Source organism: Plantactinospora veratri (assembly GCF_036421995.1).
In the GTDB taxonomy this organism is placed as follows: domain Bacteria; phylum Actinomycetota; class Actinomycetes; order Mycobacteriales; family Micromonosporaceae; genus Plantactinospora; species Plantactinospora veratri.
In genome coordinates this window covers 15,114-37,133 of the sequence record NZ_JAZGQL010000031.1, presented here as the reverse complement: position 1 = coordinate 37,133, position 22,020 = coordinate 15,114, and the positions used below count along the sequence as shown (strand labels likewise).

Annotated in this window: 22 protein-coding genes, 1 tRNA gene and 1 pseudogene; 13 read left to right on the top strand and 11 right to left on the bottom strand. The window is 72.6% G+C overall.

From position 1 onward, the window contains the following. Positions 1 to 168: 168 nt before the first annotated feature. Positions 169 to 1,041 carry an Fpg/Nei family DNA glycosylase gene (locus V1634_RS30100; RefSeq protein WP_331211106.1) on the bottom strand — a complete coding sequence of 291 codons (873 nt, stop codon included), beginning with the start codon at positions 1,039 to 1,041 and terminating at the stop codon, positions 169 to 171. 85 nt (positions 1,042 to 1,126) lie between these two features. Between V1634_RS30100 and V1634_RS30095 the strand changes: the two genes are divergently transcribed. Further along, positions 1,127 to 2,290 (top strand): glycosyltransferase family 4 protein, encoded by a 1,164-nt coding sequence (locus V1634_RS30095; RefSeq protein WP_331211105.1) that lies wholly within the window; start codon positions 1,127 to 1,129, stop codon positions 2,288 to 2,290. Positions 2,291 to 2,353: 63 nt separating this feature from the next. Here V1634_RS30095 and V1634_RS30090 read toward each other — a convergent pair whose 3' ends face one another. The 5 genes from V1634_RS30090 to V1634_RS30070 all read right to left on the bottom strand — a co-directional run bounded on the left by V1634_RS30090 (position 2,354) and on the right by V1634_RS30070 (position 6,285). After that, complete coding sequence (locus V1634_RS30090) at positions 2,354 to 3,082, bottom strand: CDP-alcohol phosphatidyltransferase family protein (RefSeq protein WP_331211104.1); 729 nt, start codon at positions 3,080 to 3,082, stop codon at positions 2,354 to 2,356. Beyond that, positions 3,057 to 4,124 (bottom strand): iron-containing alcohol dehydrogenase family protein, encoded by a 1,068-nt coding sequence (locus tag V1634_RS30085; protein ID WP_331211103.1) that lies wholly within the window; start codon positions 4,122 to 4,124, stop codon positions 3,057 to 3,059. Before V1634_RS30085 ends, V1634_RS30090 begins: the two co-directional genes overlap by 26 nt. Next, entirely contained in the window at positions 4,112 to 4,843 is a 732-nt protein-coding gene (locus V1634_RS30080; RefSeq protein WP_331211102.1) for a phosphocholine cytidylyltransferase family protein, read from the bottom strand. Before V1634_RS30080 ends, V1634_RS30085 begins: the two co-directional genes overlap by 13 nt. A 156-nt stretch (positions 4,844 to 4,999) precedes the next feature. Then, positions 5,000 to 5,839 carry a hypothetical protein gene (locus tag V1634_RS30075; protein ID WP_331211101.1) on the bottom strand — a complete coding sequence of 280 codons (840 nt, stop codon included), beginning with the start codon at positions 5,837 to 5,839 and terminating at the stop codon, positions 5,000 to 5,002. Continuing rightward, entirely contained in the window at positions 5,836 to 6,285 is a 450-nt protein-coding gene (locus V1634_RS30070; RefSeq protein ID WP_331211100.1) for an NUDIX hydrolase, read from the bottom strand. The genes V1634_RS30075 and V1634_RS30070 overlap by 4 nt, the downstream gene beginning before the upstream one ends. Before the next feature lie 112 nt (positions 6,286 to 6,397). On the opposite strand from V1634_RS30070, the gene V1634_RS30065 reads away from it, so the two are divergent. The 3 genes from V1634_RS30065 to corA all read left to right on the top strand — a co-directional run bounded on the left by V1634_RS30065 (position 6,398) and on the right by corA (position 9,578). Further along, on the top strand, positions 6,398 to 6,790 hold the full coding sequence (locus tag V1634_RS30065; RefSeq protein ID WP_331211099.1) for a CBS domain-containing protein: 393 nt from the start codon (positions 6,398 to 6,400) through the stop codon (positions 6,788 to 6,790). Between the two features lie 142 nt (positions 6,791 to 6,932). After that, a complete protein-coding gene (locus V1634_RS30060) occupies positions 6,933 to 8,027 on the top strand; it encodes an aminotransferase-like domain-containing protein (RefSeq protein WP_331211098.1) in 1,095 nt (364 codons plus the stop codon). A 489-nt stretch (positions 8,028 to 8,516) separates the two neighbouring features. Beyond that, the gene (corA, locus tag V1634_RS30055) at positions 8,517 to 9,578 is read left to right on the top strand and encodes a magnesium/cobalt transporter CorA (protein ID WP_331211097.1); all 1,062 of its coding nucleotides are present in this window, start codon (positions 8,517 to 8,519) and stop codon (positions 9,576 to 9,578) included. A 108-nt stretch (positions 9,579 to 9,686) separates the two neighbouring features. Here corA and V1634_RS30050 read toward each other — a convergent pair whose 3' ends face one another. Beyond that, positions 9,687 to 10,301: a hypothetical protein gene (locus V1634_RS30050; protein ID WP_331211096.1), complete on the bottom strand. Its 615-nt coding sequence runs from the start codon at positions 10,299 to 10,301 to the stop codon at positions 9,687 to 9,689. A gap of 264 nt (positions 10,302 to 10,565) precedes the next feature. Between V1634_RS30050 and V1634_RS30045 the strand changes: the two genes are divergently transcribed. Further along, entirely contained in the window at positions 10,566 to 11,096 is a 531-nt protein-coding gene (locus tag V1634_RS30045) for a peptidylprolyl isomerase (protein ID WP_331211095.1), read from the top strand. A 150-nt stretch (positions 11,097 to 11,246) separates the two neighbouring features. Then, positions 11,247 to 12,158, top strand: coding sequence for a rhomboid family intramembrane serine protease (locus V1634_RS30040; RefSeq protein WP_331211094.1), 912 nt, complete (start codon positions 11,247 to 11,249; stop codon positions 12,156 to 12,158). Between the two features lie 19 nt (positions 12,159 to 12,177). Here the strand turns inward: V1634_RS30040 and V1634_RS30035 are convergent, their stop codons facing one another. Continuing rightward, the gene (locus V1634_RS30035) at positions 12,178 to 12,621 is read right to left on the bottom strand and encodes a PH domain-containing protein (RefSeq protein ID WP_331211093.1); all 444 of its coding nucleotides are present in this window, start codon (positions 12,619 to 12,621) and stop codon (positions 12,178 to 12,180) included. 154 nt (positions 12,622 to 12,775) lie between these two features. Here V1634_RS30035 and V1634_RS30030 point away from each other — a divergent pair, with 154 nt between their 5' ends. The 5 genes and pseudogenes from V1634_RS30030 (at position 12,776) to V1634_RS30010 (ending at position 17,785) form a co-directional block, all read left to right on the top strand. Further along, the gene (locus V1634_RS30030) at positions 12,776 to 13,966 is read left to right on the top strand and encodes a thiolase family protein (protein ID WP_331211092.1); all 1,191 of its coding nucleotides are present in this window, start codon (positions 12,776 to 12,778) and stop codon (positions 13,964 to 13,966) included. A 59-nt stretch (positions 13,967 to 14,025) separates the two neighbouring features. Then, on the top strand, positions 14,026 to 14,610 hold the full coding sequence (locus tag V1634_RS30025; protein WP_407951874.1) for a hypothetical protein: 585 nt from the start codon (positions 14,026 to 14,028) through the stop codon (positions 14,608 to 14,610). Positions 14,611 to 14,743: 133 nt separating this feature from the next. Continuing rightward, entirely contained in the window at positions 14,744 to 15,457 is a 714-nt protein-coding gene (locus tag V1634_RS30020) for a response regulator transcription factor (protein ID WP_331211091.1), read from the top strand. Between the two features lie 25 nt (positions 15,458 to 15,482). Next, positions 15,483 to 16,874: pseudogene (locus V1634_RS30015) on the top strand (HAMP domain-containing sensor histidine kinase); the annotation flags it as partial. A 206-nt stretch (positions 16,875 to 17,080) separates the two neighbouring features. Then, positions 17,081 to 17,785, top strand: a complete 705-nt coding sequence (locus V1634_RS30010) for a glycosyltransferase family 2 protein (RefSeq protein WP_331211090.1) — start codon at positions 17,081 to 17,083, stop codon at positions 17,783 to 17,785. 67 nt (positions 17,786 to 17,852) lie between these two features. Here V1634_RS30010 and V1634_RS30005 read toward each other — a convergent pair whose 3' ends face one another. Both V1634_RS30005 and V1634_RS30000 read right to left on the bottom strand, forming a co-directional pair. Further along, positions 17,853 to 18,755: a transketolase family protein gene (locus V1634_RS30005; RefSeq protein WP_331211089.1), complete on the bottom strand. Its 903-nt coding sequence runs from the start codon at positions 18,753 to 18,755 to the stop codon at positions 17,853 to 17,855. Between the two features lie 6 nt (positions 18,756 to 18,761). Then, a complete protein-coding gene (locus V1634_RS30000) occupies positions 18,762 to 19,499 on the bottom strand; it encodes a transketolase (protein ID WP_331211088.1) in 738 nt (245 codons plus the stop codon). A 63-nt stretch (positions 19,500 to 19,562) separates the two neighbouring features. Here V1634_RS30000 and soxR point away from each other — a divergent pair, with 63 nt between their 5' ends. After that, positions 19,563 to 20,051 (top strand): redox-sensitive transcriptional activator SoxR, encoded by a 489-nt coding sequence (gene soxR, locus V1634_RS29995; RefSeq protein WP_331211087.1) that lies wholly within the window; start codon positions 19,563 to 19,565, stop codon positions 20,049 to 20,051. A gap of 1 nt (position 20,052) precedes the next feature. Here the strand turns inward: soxR and V1634_RS29990 are convergent, their stop codons facing one another. Continuing rightward, complete coding sequence (locus tag V1634_RS29990; protein WP_331211086.1) at positions 20,053 to 21,030, bottom strand: NAD(P)H-quinone oxidoreductase; 978 nt, start codon at positions 21,028 to 21,030, stop codon at positions 20,053 to 20,055. Positions 21,031 to 21,228: 198 nt separating this feature from the next. Here V1634_RS29990 and V1634_RS29985 point away from each other — a divergent pair. Continuing rightward, positions 21,229 to 21,315: transfer RNA gene (locus tag V1634_RS29985), tRNA-Ser, on the top strand. Positions 21,316 to 22,020: the final 705 nt, after the last annotated feature.

The window sequence follows — 22,020 nt, the reverse complement described above, 5'->3', positions numbered from 1 at the left end:
CCGACGGACAACCGTGGCGGTAGAGCCCGGCCGTTGCCGGTTTCTTGCCCAGTGGGCGTTTTTGACCCGGTGTACGGACCGGGATCACTCAACGTACAAGCAGGATCGCTCAACCTACAAGCAGCACCACGCAACGGGCGAACCCGATCACTCAACGCGTACCGCCGGTCAGCGGACCAGCCTGGAGAGGCGGCGGTCCGCGAGCGGCTTGCCGCCGGTCTGGCACGTCGGGCAGTACTGGAGGCTGGAGTCGGCGAAGGACACCTCACGGATCGTGTCGCCGCAGACCGGACAGGGCAGCCCGGTCCGGGCGTGCACCCGCAACCCGGCCCGCTTCTCCCCCTTCAGCTCCGCCGCCCGCTGCCCCAGTGATCGCCGGGCGGCGTCGCCGAGCACCTGCCGGGTCGCCTCGTGCAGCGCCGCCAGCTGCTCGTCGGTGAGCCGGTTGGTCAGCGCGAACGGCGACAGCTTCGCCGCGTGCAGGATCTCGTCCGAGTACGCGTTGCCGACCCCGGCCAGCACCTCCTGGTCGGTGAGCACGCCCTTGACCTGGCCCTTCCGGCCGCGCAGCCGCTCGGCGAAGGTGGGCAGGTCGGCGGCGAGCGCATCCGGCCCGAGCCGGGACACCCCGGGCACCTGCGCCGGATCGGTCACCAGGTACACGGCGAGCTTCTTCTGGGTACCGGCCTCGGTCAGGTCGAAACCGGACCCGTCGTCGAGGCGTACCCGCAGCGCGATCGGGCCCTTGCCGGGCTTGAGCGGCACCGCCGAGTTGAACGACTCCCGGTAGTGCAGCCAGCCGGCCCGGGCCAGGTGGGTCACCAGGTGCAGCTCCGGCCCACCGTCACCGGCCAGCGTCACGTCGAGGAACTTGCCGTGCCGGCCCGCGTCCACGACCCGGCGCCCGGCGGCCGCAGTCGGCGCCGGGTCGTACGTCTTCAGGGCGCTGATCGCCGCGACCTCGATCCGGTCGACCCGCCGGCCGACCGCCCGCTCGCGCAGGTAGCCGGCGAGCGCCTCCACCTCAGGTAACTCAGGCACGACATAAACGGTAGCGTTCAATCCCGGCCCCGCGCGGAACGCGCGGAACGGGGGAGGACGTGATCATGGAGGAGGAGCGACCGGCGTGCAGGTGATCGTGGCGCACAACCGCTACCGCGAGGCGCAGCCGTCCGGCGAGAACACCATCGTCGACCAGGAGATCACCCAGCTCCGGGCCGCCGGGGTGACCGTCCAGCCCTTCCTGCGCAGTTCCGACGAGATCGCGGAGTTCTCCCCGGCCGCCAAGGCGCTGCTGCCGATCTCGCCGATCTACGCGCCGAAGGCGCAGCAGGAGCTGAGCCGGCTGATCACGGAACACCGGCCGGACGTACTGCACCTGCACAACCCGTACCCGCTGCTCTCGCCCTGGGTGGTCCGGACCGCCCACAAACACGGGGTGCCGGTGGTGCAGACGGTGCACAACTACCGGCAGGTCTGCTCCTCCGGGCTCTACTTCCGGGACGGCAAGATCTGCCAGGACTGCCGGGGCCGGGCGCTCGGCGTGCCGGCGATCGTGCACCGCTGCTACCGGGGCTCCCGGGCACAGAGCGCGCTGATGGCGACCACCCTGGCCGTACACCGGCCGACCTGGCGCTCGGTGGACCGCTACATCGCGCTCACCTCGGGGATCGCCGCGCACCTGCGCGACTACGGCATCCCGGCCGAGCGGATCGTGGTCAAGCCGAACGGCATCCCGGACCCCGGCATGCCGGCCCCGCTCGGCGAGGGCTTCCTCTTCTTCGGCCGGCTCTCCCCGGAGAAGGGCGTCGGACTGCTGCTCGACGCCTGGCGCCGGCACCCGGACGGCGCGCTCGGGCCGCTGCGCATCGCCGGGGACGGCGAACTGCGGCCGCTGGCCGAGGCGGCCGCCGCCGAACGCGCCGACGTCGAGTTCCTCGGCCCGCTGGACCGGGCCGGGGTGACCGCCGCGCTCCGGGCCACCGCCGTGGTGCTGGCCGTACCGACCTGGCACGACGTACTGCCCACGGTGGTGATCGAGGCGCTGGCCGCCGGCCGCCCGGTGCTGGGTACCGCGCTCGGCGGCATTCCGTACCTGGTCGGCGCGGACGACCCGGCCGGTGCGGCCGGCTGGCTGGTACCGGCCGACCCGGCCGCGCTGGCCGGGGCGCTGCCCGCCGCCCGGGAAGCCGCCGCCGCCGTCGCCCCGCTGGCCCGCTCCCGCTACGAGCGCACCTTCCACCCCGACGTGGTCACCAAGCAACTCCTGGACGTCTACGCCCAGCTGTGAGGGTGTGTAAGGAAGGGCCCCCTCTACAACAGAAAACGATAAGAGGGGGCCCTTCCTTACACCTCAGCGGAGTGAGGCGCGGGCGGAGAAGGCGATGCTGGCCAGCAGGAAGCCGCCGTTGACGATGGTGAACGCGGCGACCAGCCAGGTCGTCCACTCCGGTACGACGGTCAGCACCAGCCCGGCCAGGAAGATCACCGCACCGTAGTCCCGGACCAGCTTCACCAGCCGGACCGGCAGCGAGGTCGAGGTGACCATGCTGGCCGCGTTCGGGCCGGCCGCCATCACCGAGGTCACCAGGTTGACCATCCAGGTGCCGGCGAACGCCGCGACCAGCCAGATCGGTGCCGAGGGCCGCTGCGCCACCGCCATCGCCGACAGCGCGGTGACCAGCGCGATCTGCGCGGCCACGTCACAGAGCACGTCCACCCGGGCGCCGGCCGGGCTGCCCTGGCCGGTGACCCGGGCGAGCTGCCCGTCCGCGCAGTCGAGGGCGTACGCCAACTGCCAGCCGAGCAGCGCGGCGAGCCCGACCGCCCAGGCCGGCACCTCCCCGGCGGCGACGGGCCCGGCCAGGGTCACCACGGTCACCGAGACCGCCAGCCCGAGTACCAGGTTGGCCATGGTCAGCGCGGTGGGTGGCAGGCCGGCCCGGTGCGCGGCCAGGGCCAGGGCGGCACCGATCCGCTGGCTGATCGCCTCGCTGAACAGCCCACCACCCCGGTTGACCCGGTAGAAGTCGGCGGCGGTGGGTGGGGACACCAGGTCAGCCGAGATGTTCACGGATTGCATCGAGGTAGTTTGCCAGCCGTTCACCGATCGCGGCAGGAGGCAGGTCGAGGTGTTCCAGGATCGTGTACCGGTCCGGCCGGGTACGCGGGGCATAGTGGACGGCGGCCACGAACTCCTCGTCGGCGAGCCCCAGCTCGGCCGGGGTGGTGGGCAGGCCGTGCCGGTGCAGGCAGGAGGCGAACTGGCCGAACCGTTCCAGGTCGCCCCGGAGGAAGGTGCAGAAGAGGGCACCGAGCCCGACCTGCTCGCCGTGCGACCCCGTACCCGGGTTGAGCCGGTCCAGCGCGTGCGAGATCTCGTGGCAGCCGCCGCTGGCCGGCCGGCTCGAGCCGCAGATCGAGGAGGCGATCCCGCCGAGGATCAACGCCTCGGCCAGGGTGGTGAGGAAGGCGTCGTCGGTGATCTTTCCGGGATGGTTGATCAGCGCCTCGGCGCCGGAGCGGGCCAGCGTGACGGCGAGCCCGTCGATCGGCTCGGCGCGTACCCGGTGTGCCAGCTCCCAGTCGGCGATCGCGCTGAGGTTGCTCAGCGCGTCCCCGATGCCGGCCTGGGTCTGCCGGTCCGGACCGTTCTCCACGAAGTCGAGGTCGACCACGATGGCGATCGGGATGTGTACCCCGTAGGAGCCCTTGCCGCCGTCGTGGTCGAGCGAGGCGGTCGGCGAGGCGATCCCGTCGTGCGCCAGGCTGGTCGCCACGCTCACCATCGGGATGCCGTAGCGCGAGGCGGCCCACTTGGCGGTGTCGATGGTCTTGCCGCCGCCGATCCCGACCACCGCGTCGTAGGAGCGGCGGCGCAGGTTCTCGCCGAGTTCCTGGGCGGCGTCCAGGGTGCCGCCGGTCACCGTGAAGACGTCGGCGTTGCCGAGGCCGGGCCGGCACAGCTCGGCGATCCGCTCGCCCTGCCCGGGGCCGACCACCACCGCGACCTCGCCGCCGGCCGAGATGCGCCGGTCGGCCAGGAGCGCGCCGAGGTCCGCGACCGCGCCGCGGCGCACGTCGATCACCAGCGGGGTGTTGACGGTACGGGCTAGTAGTGGCATGCGATCTCCCGGGCTCGGGCCAGGTCCTCGTGGTTGTCGACCTCGACCCAGGACAGGTCGCCGATCGGTGCCGCCCGCACCTCGCCGCCGCGCTCGGCGAACTCCTGGTAGCCGTCCTCGTAGTAGAGGTTGGGGTCGCGCCGCCAGGTCGCCTCCAGCGCGTCGGCCAGCTCACCGGCGACCCGGGACTCGATCACGGTCGCCCCGATGTACTCCCCGTACGCCTGCGCCGGGTCCATCAGCTTGGTGATCCGGACGAGTTGGCCGGAGTCGTCGAAGACGGTCTTCATCTCCTCTTCGCCGAGCTTCTTCACGGTGTCGACCGCGAGCAGGATGCCGGGACCGCGCCGGGCGAGCAGGGTCTTCTCCACGTCGACCGGGTGCACGGTGTCGCCGTTGACCAGCAGCGCGCCCTGGGCGAAGTGCTCCCGGGCCAGCCAGAGCGAGTACGCGTTGTTCCACTCCTCGGCCTTGTCGTTGTGCACCAGGGTGAGCTTCACCCCGTACCGGTCGGCGAGGGCGGACTGCCGGGCCTCGACCGCCTCGGCCGCGTACCCGACCACCACGGTCACGTCGGTCAGCCCGACCTCGGCCAGGTTGCGCAGCGCGATGTCGAGGATCGTCGTCTCGCCGTCGACCGGAATGAGTGCCTTGGGCAGGGTGTCCGTGTACGGCCGCAGCCGGCGACCCGCCCCCGCGGCCAGTACCACACCGATCATTCCGGGTCCTTCCTCGCGACACGTCCGACGCAGGGAGGATAGCGCCGCGTGTCCGGAGTACGAATTCCCGGAGAACGCCGGGCCAACCCAGGTCGATGCGACGGCGGGTGGCCGGACGGAAACCGCCCGTGCGGGCGGTTACCGGACCCGGGGTGGTCAGCCGGGCAGTGCGGCCAGGTCGGCGAGGAGACGCAGCCGCTCCGGCGGGGTCAGTACGGCGTACGGGCCGGCCGCCCGGCGATCCGTCTCCAACTCGATGGCGAGCCGTTCCGGCCCGGCCGCGAGTTCGGCGATGCTCCGGGCGGTGTGCCCGGCGGCCTGCCAGGCGGCGGCGTGCGCGTCCGCCCGGTGGTAGCGGAGCGTGCCGAGCCGGTTGAGCAGCAGTACGCCCGGCGGGCTGCCGTCCGGCTCGTACGGCGGCGCCATCGCCTCGAAGGCCCGCCCGTCGGTCGGCCCCTCGACCGGGCCGGTCTCGACCGGCCCGGGTGGGAGGTGCCCCTGCCCGATGCCGGGTGCCGGGGTCTCGGCGGGACGCAGTTCGTCGAGTGCGGCGGAGAGCAGCAGACCGAGGGTGCCGACGAGCCGGCGTACCCGTTCGGGGTGTGCCGCCCACAGCTCCCCGGTCACCTCGGCGTGCACCTCGGCGAGCTCGGCCAGGAAGGCCCGGCCGCGCTCGGTGGCCAGGATGCCGCCGTCCGGCTGCCGGTGCAGCATTCCGTGCGCGACCTGCTTGTCCAGCACGCGCTGGCATTCGGCCGGGTCGCCGTAGCGGAGCAGGGCGGTCAGCCCGGCGCTGTCGATGGTGCCGCCGGGGGCCGCGAGCCTGGTCCGGAAGTCGATCAGGAAGCCGGTCGCGGCCGGGCCGCCGTAGCTCTGGATCAGCTCGGCGCCACCCCGCACCCGGGCGGTCGCCATGACGCCGCGGAAGACCCGGTCGACTGCCGGCCAGGCCAGCGCGGCGGCCTGGTGCGCAGCGAGCGGGACCGGGTCGTTCACAGGCCGATCAGGTGCAGGGCGCGGAAACCGTCCTCCGCGATCCGCCGGATCAGGCCGTCGTTGACGTCGCGGTGCTCGTCGAGCAGCCCGGTCTCGTCCTCGGTGAGCCAGCGGAACTCGGTGTGCTTGCCGGCCTCCAGCCGGGGGCGGGTGAGGTCGCCGTCGACCCGGACGAGGTAGTCGGTCTCGATCCGTTCGATGCCGTCGTCGGGGGTGTAGCGGTATTCGCCGACCGTGCCCAGCACGAGCGAGACCGTCCAGCCGGTCTCCTCGGTGACCTCACGGAACAGCGCCTCCTCGACCGTCTCGCCCGGTTCGAGGTGACCACCGACGATGTCCCAGGTGTTGGGAAAGAGCTTCCGGTTGGGGGACCGTCGCTGGAAGAAGATCCGGCCCTCGTCGTCGACGATCAGGGCTCCGGCGCAGCGTAGGGGCTCTGTGGACACGGGTCGAGACTAGCCACCCCGGTCCCGTCACCCACACCGCCGCTTGTGGTTCCCCCGGCGAGCGTCCAGTCTGTCCCTGACCGGTGTCCCCGTCCCAGGGATGTGATGAGTGATGCGGGTACGTGAAGCGATGTCCGGCGATGTCCTGATAGTCGGTCCCGAGCACACCCTGCGGCAGGCCGCCGAGATGATGGCGCAGCGCGGGGTCGGGTCCGCCGTCGTCGTCGACCCCGACTCCGAGGGCGTCGGCATCATGACCGAACGCGACGTGCTGAAGGCGGTCGGCGCCGGCCTCGACGTCGACGTCGAACGGACCGCCGCGCACCTCACCCCGGAGGTGGTCTACGCCGGACCGGACTGGACCGTGCACGAGGCGGCCGAGGCGATGTCCCGGGGCGGCTTCCGGCATCTGGTGGTGCTGGACGAGGACGAGGTGGTCGGGATGATCTCGGTCCGGGACATCGTCCGGGTCTGGGTCGGCGCCCCGGCGGTCGCCTCGATCTGACCGGGGTCAACCCGCTGTCCGGCGGCCGTCGGATCGGCAGCAACCGGGGCGGATCGCCCGCCGGGCGGTTTCGGCCGTCCAAGATACGGACATTGTCGTGCCTCCGCCCGGGACGCTGGCGGCGCCCGTACGCTGGGTAGTCATGACTGCCGAGCAGCTGATCTCCTTTGCCCGTGGGGCGCCGTCGCTGGACATCGTCGACATCGAGGGGCTGAAGGCCGCGGCCGGGCGCGCCTTCGACGCCGATCCCGCCGGCATCACCGGGTACGGGACATCCGTCGGATACCCGCCCCTGCGGAAGTGGATCGCCGACAAGCACGGCGTCGAGGTCGACCAGGTTCTCGTCACCAACGGATCGCTCCAGGCCGACGCGTTCCTCTTCCAGCACCTGGTACGCCCCGGCGACGCGGTGGTGGTGGAGCGGCCGACCTACGACCGGACCCTGCTCAACCTGCAACGCCAGGGCGCCGAGCTGCACCCGGTCACCATCCAGCCGGACGGGATCGACACCGACGAGCTGGGCAAACTGCTCGAGTCCGGGGTACGCCCGAAGCTGGCGCACATCATCCCCAACTTCCAGAACCCGGCCGGGGTGACCCTGTCGCCGGAGAAGCGGCAGGCCCTGCTCGACCTCGCCGCCGAGTACGACTTCACGGTCTTCGAGGACGACCCGTACGCGGACGTCCGGTTCCGGGGCGAGCCGCTGCCCTCGATGCTCTCGCTGGACCGGCAGGGGACCGTGGTGCACGCCTCCAGCTTCACCAAGACGGTCTGCCCCGGAGTCCGGGTCGGTTACCTGGTCGGGCCGGCCCCGCTGATCGCCCACATCGCCAAGGAGGCGACCAACCTCTACATCTCGCCCGGCCTGGTGGCCCAGGCGATCGTGTACCAGTTCTGCGTCAACGGCGACCTGGAGCGGTCCATCCGGACCGTCAGCACCGCCCTCGGCGAGCGGGCCGCCACGCTGGCCGCGTCGCTGCGGGAGCACGTTCCGGACGCCCGGTTCACCGAGCCGAACGGCGGCTACTTCCTCTGGGTCGAGCTGCCGCAGAACGTGCACGTGGACCGGTTGGCGCCGGCGGCGGCCGAGCGGGGCGTCACGGTGGTCAAGGGCAGCGACTTCCTGGTCGAGGGGGGTCAGCACGCGCTGCGGCTGGCGTACTCCGGGGTGACCACCGACCAGATCGAGGAAGGGGTCCGCCGGCTCGCCGACGCGGTACGGGCGGTGCGGGAGTGACCGTCTCCTAGCTGACCAGGCGCTTCTGGGGAATCTTGTGTCAGATATCCGACAATAGTGGCCGATGGCGAATTCGGGGCTTCCTACGCGCCGGTAGCCGGCCCACAATGCTGCGAGCGCCACTCGCGTGGAGGCCGTCCGTTCCGGCACCGGACGGCGGTTCTCCGGCCGTGGCTGGCGCCCACGAGCAGAACCCCCGCCCCCACGGCGCCGGGTGGGCCGTCCGCACCTTACCCCCCGACGTGGACGGTCCACCCGGCGCCACTTTTCACCGCGCCATCGGGGGGCCGAACCGCCACCGGCGGCGCCACCAGGGGTGATCCGCGACATGTCCGGTGCCGAGCATCGGCGGCGTACGCTGCAACGCGCACCCGAACGGGCCGAAAGGGGGCGGTGGCGATGCCGGATCAGACCGATTCCGACCGAGTGGCGGTCAGTGGGAACAGCCGACCGAGACCCCGGGCCTGGACGGCGCCGGTCCGGGCGGCGATGACCCGGATGCTGAGCACCGAGACCGGCGGGCAGCGGACCCCGTCCGACTCCCGGCCGGACGGGCAGGGCATCGTCGACTGCGGGCTCTACGTCGACGGGGTACGCCAGCCGGGACAGCTGGGCTACGCCGAGGCGCTGGACGCGGCCCGGCAGCAGCCCGGCGCCTTCGTGTGGCTGGGCGTGCACGAGCCGAGCCAGGCGGAGATGGCCGGCATCGCGGCGGCGTACGGGCTGCACGAGCTGGCCGTCGAGGACGCCGTCAAGGCGGAGCAGCGCCCCAAGCTGGAACGCTTCGGCGAGGTCAGCTTCCTGGTGCTGCGTACCGTCCGGTACGTCCGGCACGGCGAGCTGACCGAGAACTCCGACGTGATCGAGACCGGCCAGATGATGCTCTTCATCGGGCCGAACTTCGTGCTCACCGTCCGGCACGGGGACGCCTGCCGGCTGGCGCCGGTCCGCTCGGAGCTGGAGGCCCGGCAGGAGATCCTCCGCCAGGGGCCGTGGGCGGTGGCGTACGCGGTGATGGACCGGGTGGTGGACATCTACCTGGAGGTGACCGACCAGGTCGGCGACGACCTGGACGTACTGGAGGGCGAGGTCTTCGCCCGGCAGGCGCACGGCCGGATCCAGCGGATCTACCAGATGAAGCGGGAACTCGTCGAGTTCAAGCGGGCGGTGGTACCGCTGCAACGGCCGATGATGACGCTGACCGCCCAGGTCAACCGGGAGATCCCGAAGGAGATCCGGCGCTACTTCCGGGACGTGCAGGACCACCTGACCCGCACGGTCGAACAGGTCAACTCCTACGACGACCTGCTCAACTCGATCCTCCAGGCCCGGCTGGCCCAGGTGACGGTCGACCAGAACAACGACATGCGCAAGATCGCTGCCTGGGCCGCCATCGCCGCGGTCTGGACCGCCATCGCCGGCATCTACGGGATGAACTTCGACTTCATGCCGGAGACCGGCTGGAAGTACGGCTATCCGGTCGTACTCGCGCTGATGCTGGCGATCTCGCTCGGCCTCTACCGCTGGTTCCGCCGCAACCGCTGGCTCTGATCGCGCCGCCGGGGACGGTCACGGCGGCGCGGGGCGCTTCCGCCCCACACCGCCGTGACGGTCCCCGAACGCCACCTCCCCGCAGGTGGTCCGGGCGATCCGGGTCGCTCAGTTGCCGCTGTTGCGGGACGCGGCCGTACCGAGCAGCCCGTCGGACCTGTCGCCGCTCTTCGTCGACGCCTTCCTGGCCCCGTCGGTGATCGGTCCGGTCGAGATCTTCTCGCCGGCCGTCGCCGCACGGTCCTTCGGCTTCTCCGCCGGCACGGACTTGCCCCCGGTGGTCTCCCGGGTCGTGTCGCCCGCCGAGCTGCCCATGATCGTGGCGGCGTCGTCGCGTACGGCGTCCAGCGTGGCCGCCGGGTCGTACTCGTCCCACGGGCGCTGCCCGCGTCGCCGCACCACGACCGCGCCCATGGCGCCGGCCACCGCCCCCGCGACCAACAGCCCGGTCAGGACCGGCCAGCGTCGACGCATCATCGAGTTCTTCTTCCGCATCGCTCTCATCTTCCTCGACCTCGCCTTACGGGCGACCGAGCCGGCCTGGCGGGCGCCGTCCGTGGCGGCCGTGGCCAGCGGTGCGAACCTGGTCATCGCCGACTCCCAGCCGTCCGACGCCGTCGCCCGCACCCTGGTCGCCGTCGGCGCGAGATAGGCCTGCGCGGCGTACGCCCGCGGTCCCACCGTTGCCCCGACCCCGGACGCCGCGTGGGTGGCCGCGCGCATCAGGTGATCGAAGCTCTCGCCCAGTTCGGCCTTGACGAGCTTCCTGTGGGATCTGCGCCCCCCGAATCCAAACACCGGTCCCCACCTCCTTGGGTGTTGTTCCCCCGTCATCCTGCACCCTCGGATGCGCCCGCACTGCCAGAACGGGCACATGGGAGGATCCGCATAGAACCACCTACCAGCGCCGGCCTGCGCCTCGTGGCCGGCGGACCGTCCCGCCGGCCGGCACCTCGCGGCCGGCGGCCTGTCGAGCGAGGAGTACCCGTGGCCGAGGCCGCCTACGCAACCCTGCACACCAACGCCGGTCCGATCCGGCTGGAGCTGTTTCCCAACCACGCCCCGAAGACGGTGCGGAACTTCGTCGAACTCGCCGAGGGGACCCGGCAGTACACCGACCCGCGCACCGGCCAGCCGGGCAGCGGGCCGTACTACGACGGCACCATCTCGCATCGGGTGATCAGCGGATTCATGGTCCAGATGGGTGACCCGACCGGCACCGGCCGGGGTGGCCCCGGTTACAACTTCGCCGACGAGTTCCACCCGGACCTGCGGTTCGACCGGCCCTACCTGCTGGCGATGGCGAACGCCGGCCCGGGCACCAACGGGTCGCAGTTCTTCATCACCGTCGCGCCGACCCCGCACCTGAACAACCGGCACACCATCTTCGGGCAGGTCGCGGACGAGGAGTCGGCGAAGGTCGTCGACTCGATCGCCAACACCCCGACCGGCGCCCAGGACCGGCCGCTCCAGGATGTGGTCATCGAGCGCGTCGAGATCGAGCGTAAGGACGGCTGACGTCGATCCCGGGTACCTTTGCCTGCATGACTCGTAGCGGGCGGAGGTCGGGAATGAACGGGCACGGCGGGGATCCGGCATGAGCGAGCGGATCGGGCGGCTGCGCGTCGACGCGTCCGGTGCCGGCGTGGGACCGCGCGGAGTGCCGGCATGAGCGAGTCCCCGCCGACCACGCCGGTCTGCTACCGCCACCCGTCCCGGGAGACCTACGTCCGGTGCACCCGGTGCGACCGGCCGATCTGCCCGGACTGCATGCGGGAGGCATCGGTCGGGCACCAGTGCCCGGAGTGCGTCGCGGTGGGCCGCCGCGGCCAGCGGCCGGCGCGCACCGTCTTCGGTGGCGGTGCCGCCGGCCACCGCGGCTACGTCACCAGGGCGCTGATCGCGATCAACGTCGCGTTGATCCTGCTCTCCATCTACACCGCCCGGGGTGGCGACGCGGTGGCCGGGGCCGGCTTCGGCGGCCTGCTCGGCGGGGCGACGCCGCTGACCGACTGGGGTGCCGTGCTCGGCCTGGACCGGGTCGGCCCGTTCGGTGTCGAGGAGGGCATCGCGGCCGGTGAATACTACCGGCTCTTCACCGCGATGTTCCTGCACTACGGGCTGCTGCACCTGTTGATGAACATGTGGGCGCTCTGGGTGCTGGGCCGCTCCCTGGAGGCCACCCTCGGGCCGCTGCGGTTCCTGGCGCTCTACCTGGTCGCCGGGTTCGGCGGCAACGTCGCGGCATACCTGTTCAGCGTGCCGCAGGCCAGGACGGTCGGGGCGTCGACCGCGATCTTCGGGCTCTTCGCCGCGCTCTTCGTGATCATGCGTCGGCTGGGCCGGGACACCTCGTCGGTGATCCCGATCCTCGTGATCAACCTGGTCTTCACCTTCGCCGTACCCGGGATCTCCATCGCCGGGCACCTGGGCGGGCTGACCGCCGGTGCGGCGATGGCCGTGGTGCTCGCCTACGCACCCCGGTCCCGCCGCACCCTCTTCCAGGTCGGCGGTGCCGCGCTGATCGGCCTGGTGCTGGCCGGGTTGACCCTGATGCAGTCCGCCGCCCTGCTCGCCTGATCCGCCTCGGCCCGGCGGCTCAGTACGCCGGGCCGCCCGGGCGTACGGCGTGCAGCACCTCGGCGACCTCGCGCGGCGCGACCCCGAGGTCGTACCGGCTGAACAGGTGCAGCGAGGCGCCCCGGTCGATCTCCAGCGTCTCGGTGGCCAGCCCGAGGCGGGACCGGGTGTCCACGGTGATCCGGTCGATCTGCGACCACGGGATGTGCCGCCGTCCGGCGAAGCCCTGGATCACGGTGATCCCGGTGGGGTCCACCGCGAGCCGGACCGGCGCCACCAGGTCCCGTACGCCCCAGCCGAGCAGGACGGCCCCGACCAGCAGTCCGGCGCCGAGGCGTACCGGGTCGCCGTCGGCGAAGAGGACGCCGAGCGCCACGAAGAGGGCGGCGACGCCGAGCTTGCACACCGGCAGCGCGGTCTCGACCCGCCAGTGGCGTACGGAAGTGTCCGGTTCGGAGTGCACGGGTCCAGGATGCCACCGCCACCGGTTCGGCTGCCGGTGCGACCGTCCGGGGCCCCGGTCGCCGGGCTGCCGGCGGGGCGGGGCCGGGACCTCCTCGGAAGACCGCCCGGCGACGACGTAGTATCGGGGTCAGCCAAGTTACTGGGGAGTAGACATGGCGGACGCGGTCATCGTCGGTGCGGTACGTACCCCGGTCGGGCGGCGCGGCGGAGCACTCGGCGCCGTACACCCGGTCGACCTGTCGGCGCGGGTGCTCACGGCGCTCGCCGAACGCGCCGGACTGGACCCGGCGCAGGTGGACGACGTGATCTGGGGATGTGTCTCCCAGGTCGGTGAGCAGGCCTGGAACGTCGGCCGCAACGCCGTACTCGCCGCCGGCTGGCCGGAGTCGGTGCCCGGCACCACGCTCGACCGGCAGTGCGGGTCGAGCCAGCAGGCGCTGCACTTCGCGGCGGCGGCGGTCGCCTCCGGCCAGGCCGACCTGGTGGTCGCCGGCGGCGTGGAGTCGATGACCCGGGTGCCGATGGGCAGCAGCATCGCCCCCGGCGGCTCGACCGGCACCGGCCTGCCCTACGGCGACCTGGTCCGGGACCGCTACCGGGGTACGCCCGGCTTCGCCGCCGACGATCCGGTGCCGTTCAACCAGGGCGTCGGCGCGGAGCTGATCGCCCAGCGCTGGGGGCTGACCCGGCGGCAGCTCGACGAGTACGCGCTGGCCAGCCACGAGAAGGCGGCCGCCGCGCAGGACGCCGGTGCCTTTGCCGCGGAGATCGTCCCGGTGGTCGTACCGGACGGTGCCAAGGTGCGGGCCGACGAGGGGATCCGCCGGGACACCAGCCTGGAGCGGCTGGCCGGGCTGAAGACCCCGTTCCGGGCCGACGGGGTGGTCACCGCCGGCTCCGCCTCGCAGATCTCCGACGGCGCCGCCGCGCTCGCGGTGACCACCTCCGAGTGGGCCCGGCGCAACGGGCTGCGGCCGCTGGCCAGGATCCACACCGCCGTGGTCACCGGCGACGACCCGGTAGTGATGCTCACCGCACCCATCCCGGCCACCGCCAGGGCGCTGCGCCGGGCCGGGCTCGGCATCGAGGAGATCGGGGTGTACGAGGTCAACGAGGCGTTCGCCCCGGTGCCGCTCGCCTGGCTGGCCGAGACCGAGGCGGACCCGGCCCGGCTCAACCCCCGGGGCGGGGCGATCGCCCTCGGTCACCCGCTCGGCGGCTCCGGTGCCCGGATCATGGCCACGATGCTGCACCACATGCGCGACCACGGCCTCCGGTACGGCCTCCAGACGATGTGCGAGGGCGGCGGGATGGCCAACGCAACCATCGTGGAACTTCTATAATTTCATTCTCATCCATGCCTCGGCCGCGTCATCCCCGGCCGGATCTCGTTGGAAGAGGCGTGGATGTGTTCTGTCGAACGTTCCTACCGGCCGCCGCCGAGACCGGGGTGGCCAGCCCGACGGTGAGTCGGCACCTGCCGGTGCTGCGCAACTGCGTACCGGCCGGCGACGTCACGGTCCTGGTGACCCGGTGCACCCGCCCGGAACAGCCCACGAACGGCTGCCTGCTGCTGCTCACCACCCGCCGGCTGGTGGTGACCGAGCAGACCTGGCTGCTGCACCGGCTGCGGCTGCACCTCAACACCGAGCTGCGGCACCTCAACAACGTCGCCTGGAACCCCGACCCCCGGGCCTCGATGGTCGAGCTGGCCGCGACCGCCGTCGACGGGGTACGCGAGCGGTTCCTGATCCGGGCCGACCGGCCCAGCCAGCTGTGGCAGCTCGACGCCCTGTTCAGCCAGGTCTTCCGGCCGAAGATGGCGGCCCGGTCCCGGGTGGCGGACCCCGCCGCACCCCTCGACCGCCCGGTCGTGCCCGGCACCCTGCACCAGCACCCGATCCCGACGGCGGTGGCGGCGACCCCGCCGGCCCGACTCACCGCCCCGGCCCGCGCCCCGCGACTCAGCCCCGCCGTAGCCGTCTGAGTCGCCGGTCAGCACCACCGTCGCCGGCCGGCCCGGCCTCGCACCCGGCCTCCCGGCGAGCCCACGGCAATCCGTACCGGATCCGAACGTTGCCGGCGGGGGCACCGGGCCGACGATCGGACATCATTGGCCGGTGGCCGTCGACACCGCGCAACCCGGTACCTCCCCGCACCGGGGTCTCGTCCTGGTGGTCGAGGACGAGCGGTCCATCGCCGACCTGGTCCGGCTCTATCTGACCCGGGACGGCTACGGCGTACACGTCGAACACGACGGCGACGCCGGACTCGCCGCGGCCCGCCGGCTGCGGCCGGTCGCCTGCGTACTGGACATCGCCCTGCCGGGCCTGCCGGGCACCGAGGTCTGCCGCCGGCTGCGCGCGGCCGGGGACTGGACGCCGGTGATCTTCCTGACCGCCCGGGACGACGAGGTGGACCGGATCGTCGGGCTGGAACTCGGTGCCGACGACTACGTGACCAAGCCGTTCAGCCCGCGCGAGCTGGTCGCCCGGATCCGGGCGGTGCTGCGCCGCACCGGCGGCGCGCCGGACGCCGCCGAGCAACCCCGGGTGGTCGGCCCGGTCACCCTCGATCCGGTACGCCGGCAGGTCACCGTGGCCGGCGCCCCGGTGCAGCTCACCTCGACCGAGTTCGACCTGCTGGCCCACCTGATGGGTCGGCCGGGCCGGGTCTTCACCCGGGAGGAGCTGCTGGCCAGCGTCTGGGGCTACGCCGCGCACACCGGCACCCGCACCGTCGACGTGCACGTCGCGCAGGTACGCGGCAAGCTCGGCCCGGCCGCCGACGTGATCCGGACCCATCGCGGCGTCGGGTACGCCTGTGTCGGCTGACCCGCTGCCCGGGGCGGGCCAGCCGGTGGCAGACCCGACCGGCGACCCGCCGCAGCAGAACCGGCCGCGCCGGTTCGGGCGTACCCTGACCGCCCGCGCCGTCGCGGTCAGTTGCGCGGTCGCCCTGGTGTCGGTGCTGGTCACCGCCGTCGTCGCGGTACCGCTGGCCGCCCGCTCGGCGGAACGGCAGGCCCGGGACGCGCTGACCGCCCAGGCCCGGCTCGCCGCCGAGGCACTGCGCAACCGGCTGGACCGGGGGCGCGCCGCCGACGAGGAACGGATCGTCCGACAACTGCGCAACCAGGGCATCGACGCGTACCTGATCAGGGCCGGCAGCCCCGACCGGCCCGGCCTGCCCGCCGAGGTGGTCGAGCGGGTCGCCGCCGGCCGGAACTTCTCCGGGCGGCGGACCGTCGCCGGTCAGCCGGCGATGGTCGAGGGGCGCTGGCTGCCCGGCGGCAACGGCGTCGTGCTGGCCCGGCCGGCCACCACCGGACTCTGGGGCGACGTCGCCGGGCTGCTCTGGCTGCCGCTGCTCGCCGGGCTGGCCGCCGGGGTGGTGGCCGGGGCGCTGCTGGCCCGCCGGCTCGCCCGGCCGATCCGGCACGCGGCGACAGCGGCGGCCCGGCTGCGCTCCGGCGACCGGGCGGTACGCCTGCCGGTGGAACCGCCGGAGGAGGCCGCCGACCTGGCGTACGCGCTCAACGAGCTGGCCGCCGCGCTGGCCCAGAGCGAGGGGCGGCAGCGGGAGTTCCTGCTCTCCGTCTCGCACGAGCTGCGCACCCCGCTGACCGCGATCCGTGGCTACGCGGAGGCACTGGCCGACGGGGTGGTCGGCCCGGAGGGTGCCCAGCGGGCCGGGCAGACCATGCTGACCGAGGCGGAACACCTCGACCGGCTGATCGGCGACCTGCTGTCGCTGGCCCGGCTGGAGGCGGCCGACTTCGCCCTGGAGCCGGTGACGGTGGACCTCAACCAGTTGACCGCCGACGCGGCGCAGGTGTGGAGCGCCCGCTGTGCCGCGCTCGGCGTCGTACTGCGCGTCGAGGCGTCGGCCGGGCCGATCTCGGCGTACACCGATCCGGGCCGGATCCGGCAGGTCGTGGACGGGCTGCTGGAGAACGCGCTCCGGGTCGTACCGCCGGGCGCGGCGATCGTGCTCGCGGTACGCCCGGCGGGGCCGGCCGAGCCGCCGGGTGGGGTGCTGGAGGTCCGGGACGGCGGGCCGGGGCTGACCGACGACGATCTGGCGGTGGCCTTCGAGCGCGGCGCGCTGCGCCAGCGCTACCAGGGGGTACGCAAGGTCGGCAGTGGTCTCGGGCTGGCCCTGGCCGCTGGTCTGGTGCGCCGGCTGGGCGGCCGGATCACCGCCGGACACGCGCCGGAGGGTGGCGCCCGGTTCACCGTCCGGCTACCGGCCGGACACTGGACCGGTCACCGGTCGCAGGGGTCGGCGCCCCTTACCCCGGGCCTGCCGGTGGCTCGGGCGACCCCGCCGCCGGCCCGCGCCGATCCTGCCGAACACGCGTGACCGGCGAGGCCGGGTGCGGATGCCAGGCATGGCCCAGGCCGGTAATCAGGCTAGGCTAGGGCCGATTTGTCGTCGGCACCGTGGAGACTCCCGTGAAGCTCTCGATCCTCATGCCGGTCTACAACGAGGAAGAACGCATCGCGGACGCCCTCAAGCAGGCCCTCGCGGTCGACTATCCGTGCGAGATCGAACTCGTCGTGGTCGATGACGGTAGCCGAGATGGTACCGGAGAGATCCTCGGCCGGGCCGACGACACCCGGCTCCGGGTGATCACCCATCCCCGCAACGCCGGCAAGGGTGCGGCGATCCGGACGGCGGTGGACAACGCCGAGGGCGAGTACATGGTGATCCTCGACGCCGACCTGGAGTACGACCCGCAGGACATCCCGAAGCTGCTCGCCCCGGTGCTGGACGGCCGGGCCACGGTGGTCTACGGAAATCGGACGTTCGGCAGCCACAGCGCCTACAGTTTCTGGTACGTGATGGGCAACAAGGCCGTCACCACCGCCGCCAACGTGCTCTTCAACTCCTACATCGGCGACCTGGAGACCTGCTTCAAGCTGATGCCGGTCGCGCTCTACCGCTCGCTGGACGTCCGGTCCCGGGGCTTCGGGATGGAGGCGGAGGTGACCGGCAAGCTGCTGCGCCGCCGGATCCGCCCCTACGAGGTGCCGATCAGCTACCGGGCCCGCAACCGGGAAGAGGGCAAGAAGATCACCTGGAAGGACGGCGTCGAGGCGCTGCTGATCCTCGGCCGGGAGCGTACCCGCCGACGGGAGACCTCCGGCCGGCGTTGACCGCCCGCCCGGCACCCGCCCCCGACCAGGGCGCGGTCAGGGGCGCGGCTGTGGCCGTGGCGTGTGGTCAGCCCAGAAACTCGACGATCGACCGGCGCAGCCCCGCCGGGTCGAGGCCGTGCCACCGGGCGTGGTCCGCCGGCTCGCCGTAACGCCGCAGGTCGGTGCGGCCAACGCCGAGCGAGAGCGACCGGTGTGGTACCCCGGCCAGCGCCGCGCCGAGCAGCGCGCTCGACGTACCGGCCAGGTACGGCTCGACCAGTACCACCGCCGGGGCGGTGCCGGCCGAGGTGGCGGCACCCGCCAGCTCCCGCAGCCCGACCACGTCGAACGGGCGCGGGGTGTGGGTGTACGCGACCGTCACGTCCAGCCCGGCGACCGCCGCCAGCACCGGCCGGAGCATCGGGCCGACCGCCACCACCAGGGCGGAGCCGGCCGAGCCCCGGCGAAGCACCGTCAGCCGCCCCGCCCCGGGCAGCGGCGCCTCGTTGACCTGGGTGGAGAGCCGCAGGTAGACCCGGTCGTCGTGCCGGACGGCGGCCCGCAGCAACCCCGGCACCTCGGCCGGATGCCCGGGCACGTGCACGGTCCAGTCGGTGAGGGTGTCCAGCAGGGCCACGTCGCCCGGGGACATGTGCGTGCGGCCCATGCTCGCCCCGTCGTACGACGCGCCGACGCTGACCACCACCGCACCCACCCCCTGGTGGTCGAGGTCGAGCTTGAGCTGCTCGTACGCCCGGTCGACGGCGAAGGTGGCGTACGAGTGCACGATCGGGCGCAGTCCGGTCAGGGCGAGCCCGCCGGCCACCCCGACCATCAACTGCTCCCGGATGCCGACGTTGAGCACCCGGTCCGGGTGCGCCCGGGCGGCGGGCGCGAAACTCGACGCCGAGATGTCGGCGAGCACGACGGCGGTGCGCGGCTCCTCGTCCAGCAGCGCGGTGGCGGTGTCGATGAAGGTGTCCCGCATCGTCGGTCACTCCTTGGCGTCGACGACCGCGACGACCACGTGCGGCCGATCCGGTCCGGCGGCGGTGAGGGCGGTCTCGATCGCGTCGTGGTCGCGGCCGTCGACGGTGCTGGCGGACCAGCCGTGCACGGTGAACCGGCTGGCGATCCCGCCCGGCCAGCCGTGGCTGGCGGACTGGTTGTCGATCACGATCGCGGTGAGCGTGCCGAGCCCGGTCGCCCCGGCGTACGCCATCGCCTCGTGGTTCGACCCCTCGTCGAGTTCGGCGTCGCCGAGCAGGACGTACACCCGGGGTCGGTCCAGGCCCTGGGCGCGCAGCCCCAGCGCGGTGCCGACGCCCAGCCCGAGGCCGTGGCCGAGCGAGCCGGTGCCGATCTCGACTCCGGGGACCAGTACCCGGTCCGGGTGGTGGCCGAGCCGGCTCTCCGGGCCGGCGAGGTCGTCGAGCCAGTGCTCCGGGATGAAGCCCTTGGCGGCGAGCACCGCGTAGTAGGCGGCCGGTCCGTGCCCCTTGGAGAGCAGGAAGCGGTCCCGGTCGGGCTCGTCGGCGGTCGCCGGGGAGACCCGCAGGATCCGGTCGTAGAGCACCCAGAGCACGTCGAGGGTCGAGTGTGCGCTGGGCGCGTGTTTCTCGTCGCCGGTCAGCCGGCGTAGCAGCGGCCAGAGTTCGGCCGGAAGTTCGGAGCGCCGCAGGTTCGGCGCGGATCGGCGGGTACGCCCCGGCGGGGCTGCTGTGGTCGTCATGCCTCTACCCTGCAAGTTGAAGTGCGCTTCAACTCAAGCCCTTCGGGACGGGGGAGGATCGACGTGCGGCAGGAGGGGCTGACCATCGGGGAACTGGCCGCCCGCTCCGGCGTGGCGACCTCGGCGCTGCGCTACTACGAGCGGCTCGGGCTGATCCGGGCCCGGCGTACCGGCGGCAACCAGCGGCGCTTCGACCGGGCCGAACTGCGCCGGGTGTCGTTCATCCGGATCTCGCAGCAGCTCGGCGTCTCGCTGGAGGACATCCGGGAGGCCCTCGCCGAGCTGCCGGACGGGCGTACCCCGACCAAGGCCGACTGGGCACGGCTTTCCGCCCGCTGGCGTCGCCGGCTGGACGAGAAGATCGAGCTGCTGACCCGGCTGCGCGACGACCTGACCAACTGCATCGGCTGCGGCTGCCTCTCGCTGCGCAGCTGCAACCTCTACAACCCGGGCGACGAGCTGGCCGCCGAGGGCAGCGGCCCGCGCCGGATGCTGCCCGCCCCGTCCCCGCTCCCGTCCCCGGAGCCGGACCCGGCCGACGGGACCGGGTGATTCAGTCGACCGTGAGCAGCACCTTGCCGACGTGGTCGCTGGACTCCACGACCCGGTGCGCCTCGGCCGCCTGGGACATCGGCAGCCGGCGGTAGATCACGGGGCGGACCGAGCCCGACTCGATCAGCGGCCAGACCTCCTCGCGTACGCCCCGGACGATCGCGGCCTTCTCGGCGGCGGGCCGGGAGCGCAGCGCGGTCGCGGCCACCGAACCCCGCTTGGCCAGCAGCGCCGCCAGGTCCAGCTCGCCCTTGCGGCCACCCTGGAGGCCGATCACCACGATCCGGCCGCCGGTGGCCAGCGCCTTGACGTTACGCCCGAGGTAGGAGGCGCCCATGATGTCCAGGATCACGTCGGCGCCCCGGCCGTCGGTGAGCCGCTTCGTCGCCTCGACGAAGTCCTCCTCGGCGTAGTCGACCAGACCGCTGGCGCCCAGCTCGCGGAGCTGGTCGTGCTTGCCGCCCCGGGCCGTGGCCAGCACGGTGGCGCCGAGGGCCGCGCCGAGCTGGATCGCGAAGGTGCCGATGCCGCTGCCGCCGCCGTGCACGAGGAGCGTCTCCCCGATGCCGAGCCGGGCCAGTTGCACCACGTTGGACCAGACCGTGCAGGCGACCTCGGGCAGTGCCGCCGCGTCGGCCAGGTCGACCCCCTCCGGTACCGGCAGGAGCTGACCGGCCGGCACCGCCACCCGTTCGGCGTAGCCACCGCCGCTGAGCAGCGCGCAGGCGGGATCGCCGACGCTCCAGCCGGTCACCTCGGCGCCGACCGCGCTGACCACGCCCGCGCACTCCAGACCGGGGTACGGCGGAGCGTCCGACGGCGGCGGATAGTGTCCCTGGCGTTGCAGCAGGTCCGCCCGGTTGACCCCACTCGCCCGGACGTCGAGCGTCACCTCGTCCGGCCCGGGGGTCGGCTCGGGCACGTCGGCCCAGACCAACGCGTCGGGTCCACCCGGCTCGGGAATCGTGATCGCCTTCATCGCTCCAGTCTTACCCGATCTCCCTTCCGCCCCAAGACTCGACCCGCGAGCCCGTGATCGTTCCGGTGGTCCCGTGGCTCTCGGCCGGGTACGCCCGTCGATCCGTCGGCGGTCCCCGGGCTGGTACGCCCGGCCGGCCGCCGGTCATGGCACACTAGGCACGGCCGTGCAGCGCCGTCCCAGGACGGCCACGGTCCGGGAGGGCTCGCCTAGTGGCCGATGGCGCTGGTCTTGAAAACCGGTAGGGCGGCAACGTCCTCGTGGGTTCGAATCCCACGCCCTCCGCTTTGACCTGCGGCAATACAGATCATGTCGAGGACCCGAGGGGTACCGCCCGGCCGGTGCCCCTTTGCTCTGGACACGCCATGGACACGACGCGCCGTCACTGGGCCACATCCCGACGCTCACGGTCCGGCAACAGCGCCACGACCGCCTCCGCCCGCCCCGTCGTGCATGGCCCGGCGGACGTGCTGGTACAGGTTCTCGGTGATCGTCGTCGTGGCGTGACCCACCTGGTCGCTGACGACCTTCACCGGCACCCCGCCGCCAGCGCCAGCGTCGCCGCCGTGTGCCGACCCATGTGCAGGGTGATCACCGGCAAGCCGAGCCGTTCGGCAGCGTTGCGGAAAAGTCCGACTGCTCCACCACATGCTCGCGGCGACTGACCTAGCAGAGCTTAGCGGTCTTGTCTAGCTACCACGGTAACAACTAGTCACCCCACGATAGCTACCCATTGACGAGTAGGAATCACCTGCATACTCTAAGTCCGAGCGTTGATCAACCTCATCGTACAGTTCGATCCGACGCGAGAACGGGGCATGACGCGAATCAAGCACGTCCTGAAACGATCTTCTATCACTGTGGCGATAACCCTGACCGGGGTAGTTGCCGTCGCTGCGCCCTCTCAGGCATCGTCCGAGCAGCAACGTGACGCGAGACCGGGATCAGCTAGCGAAGCACTTATTACTTGGTACCTCATTCATCCGAGCA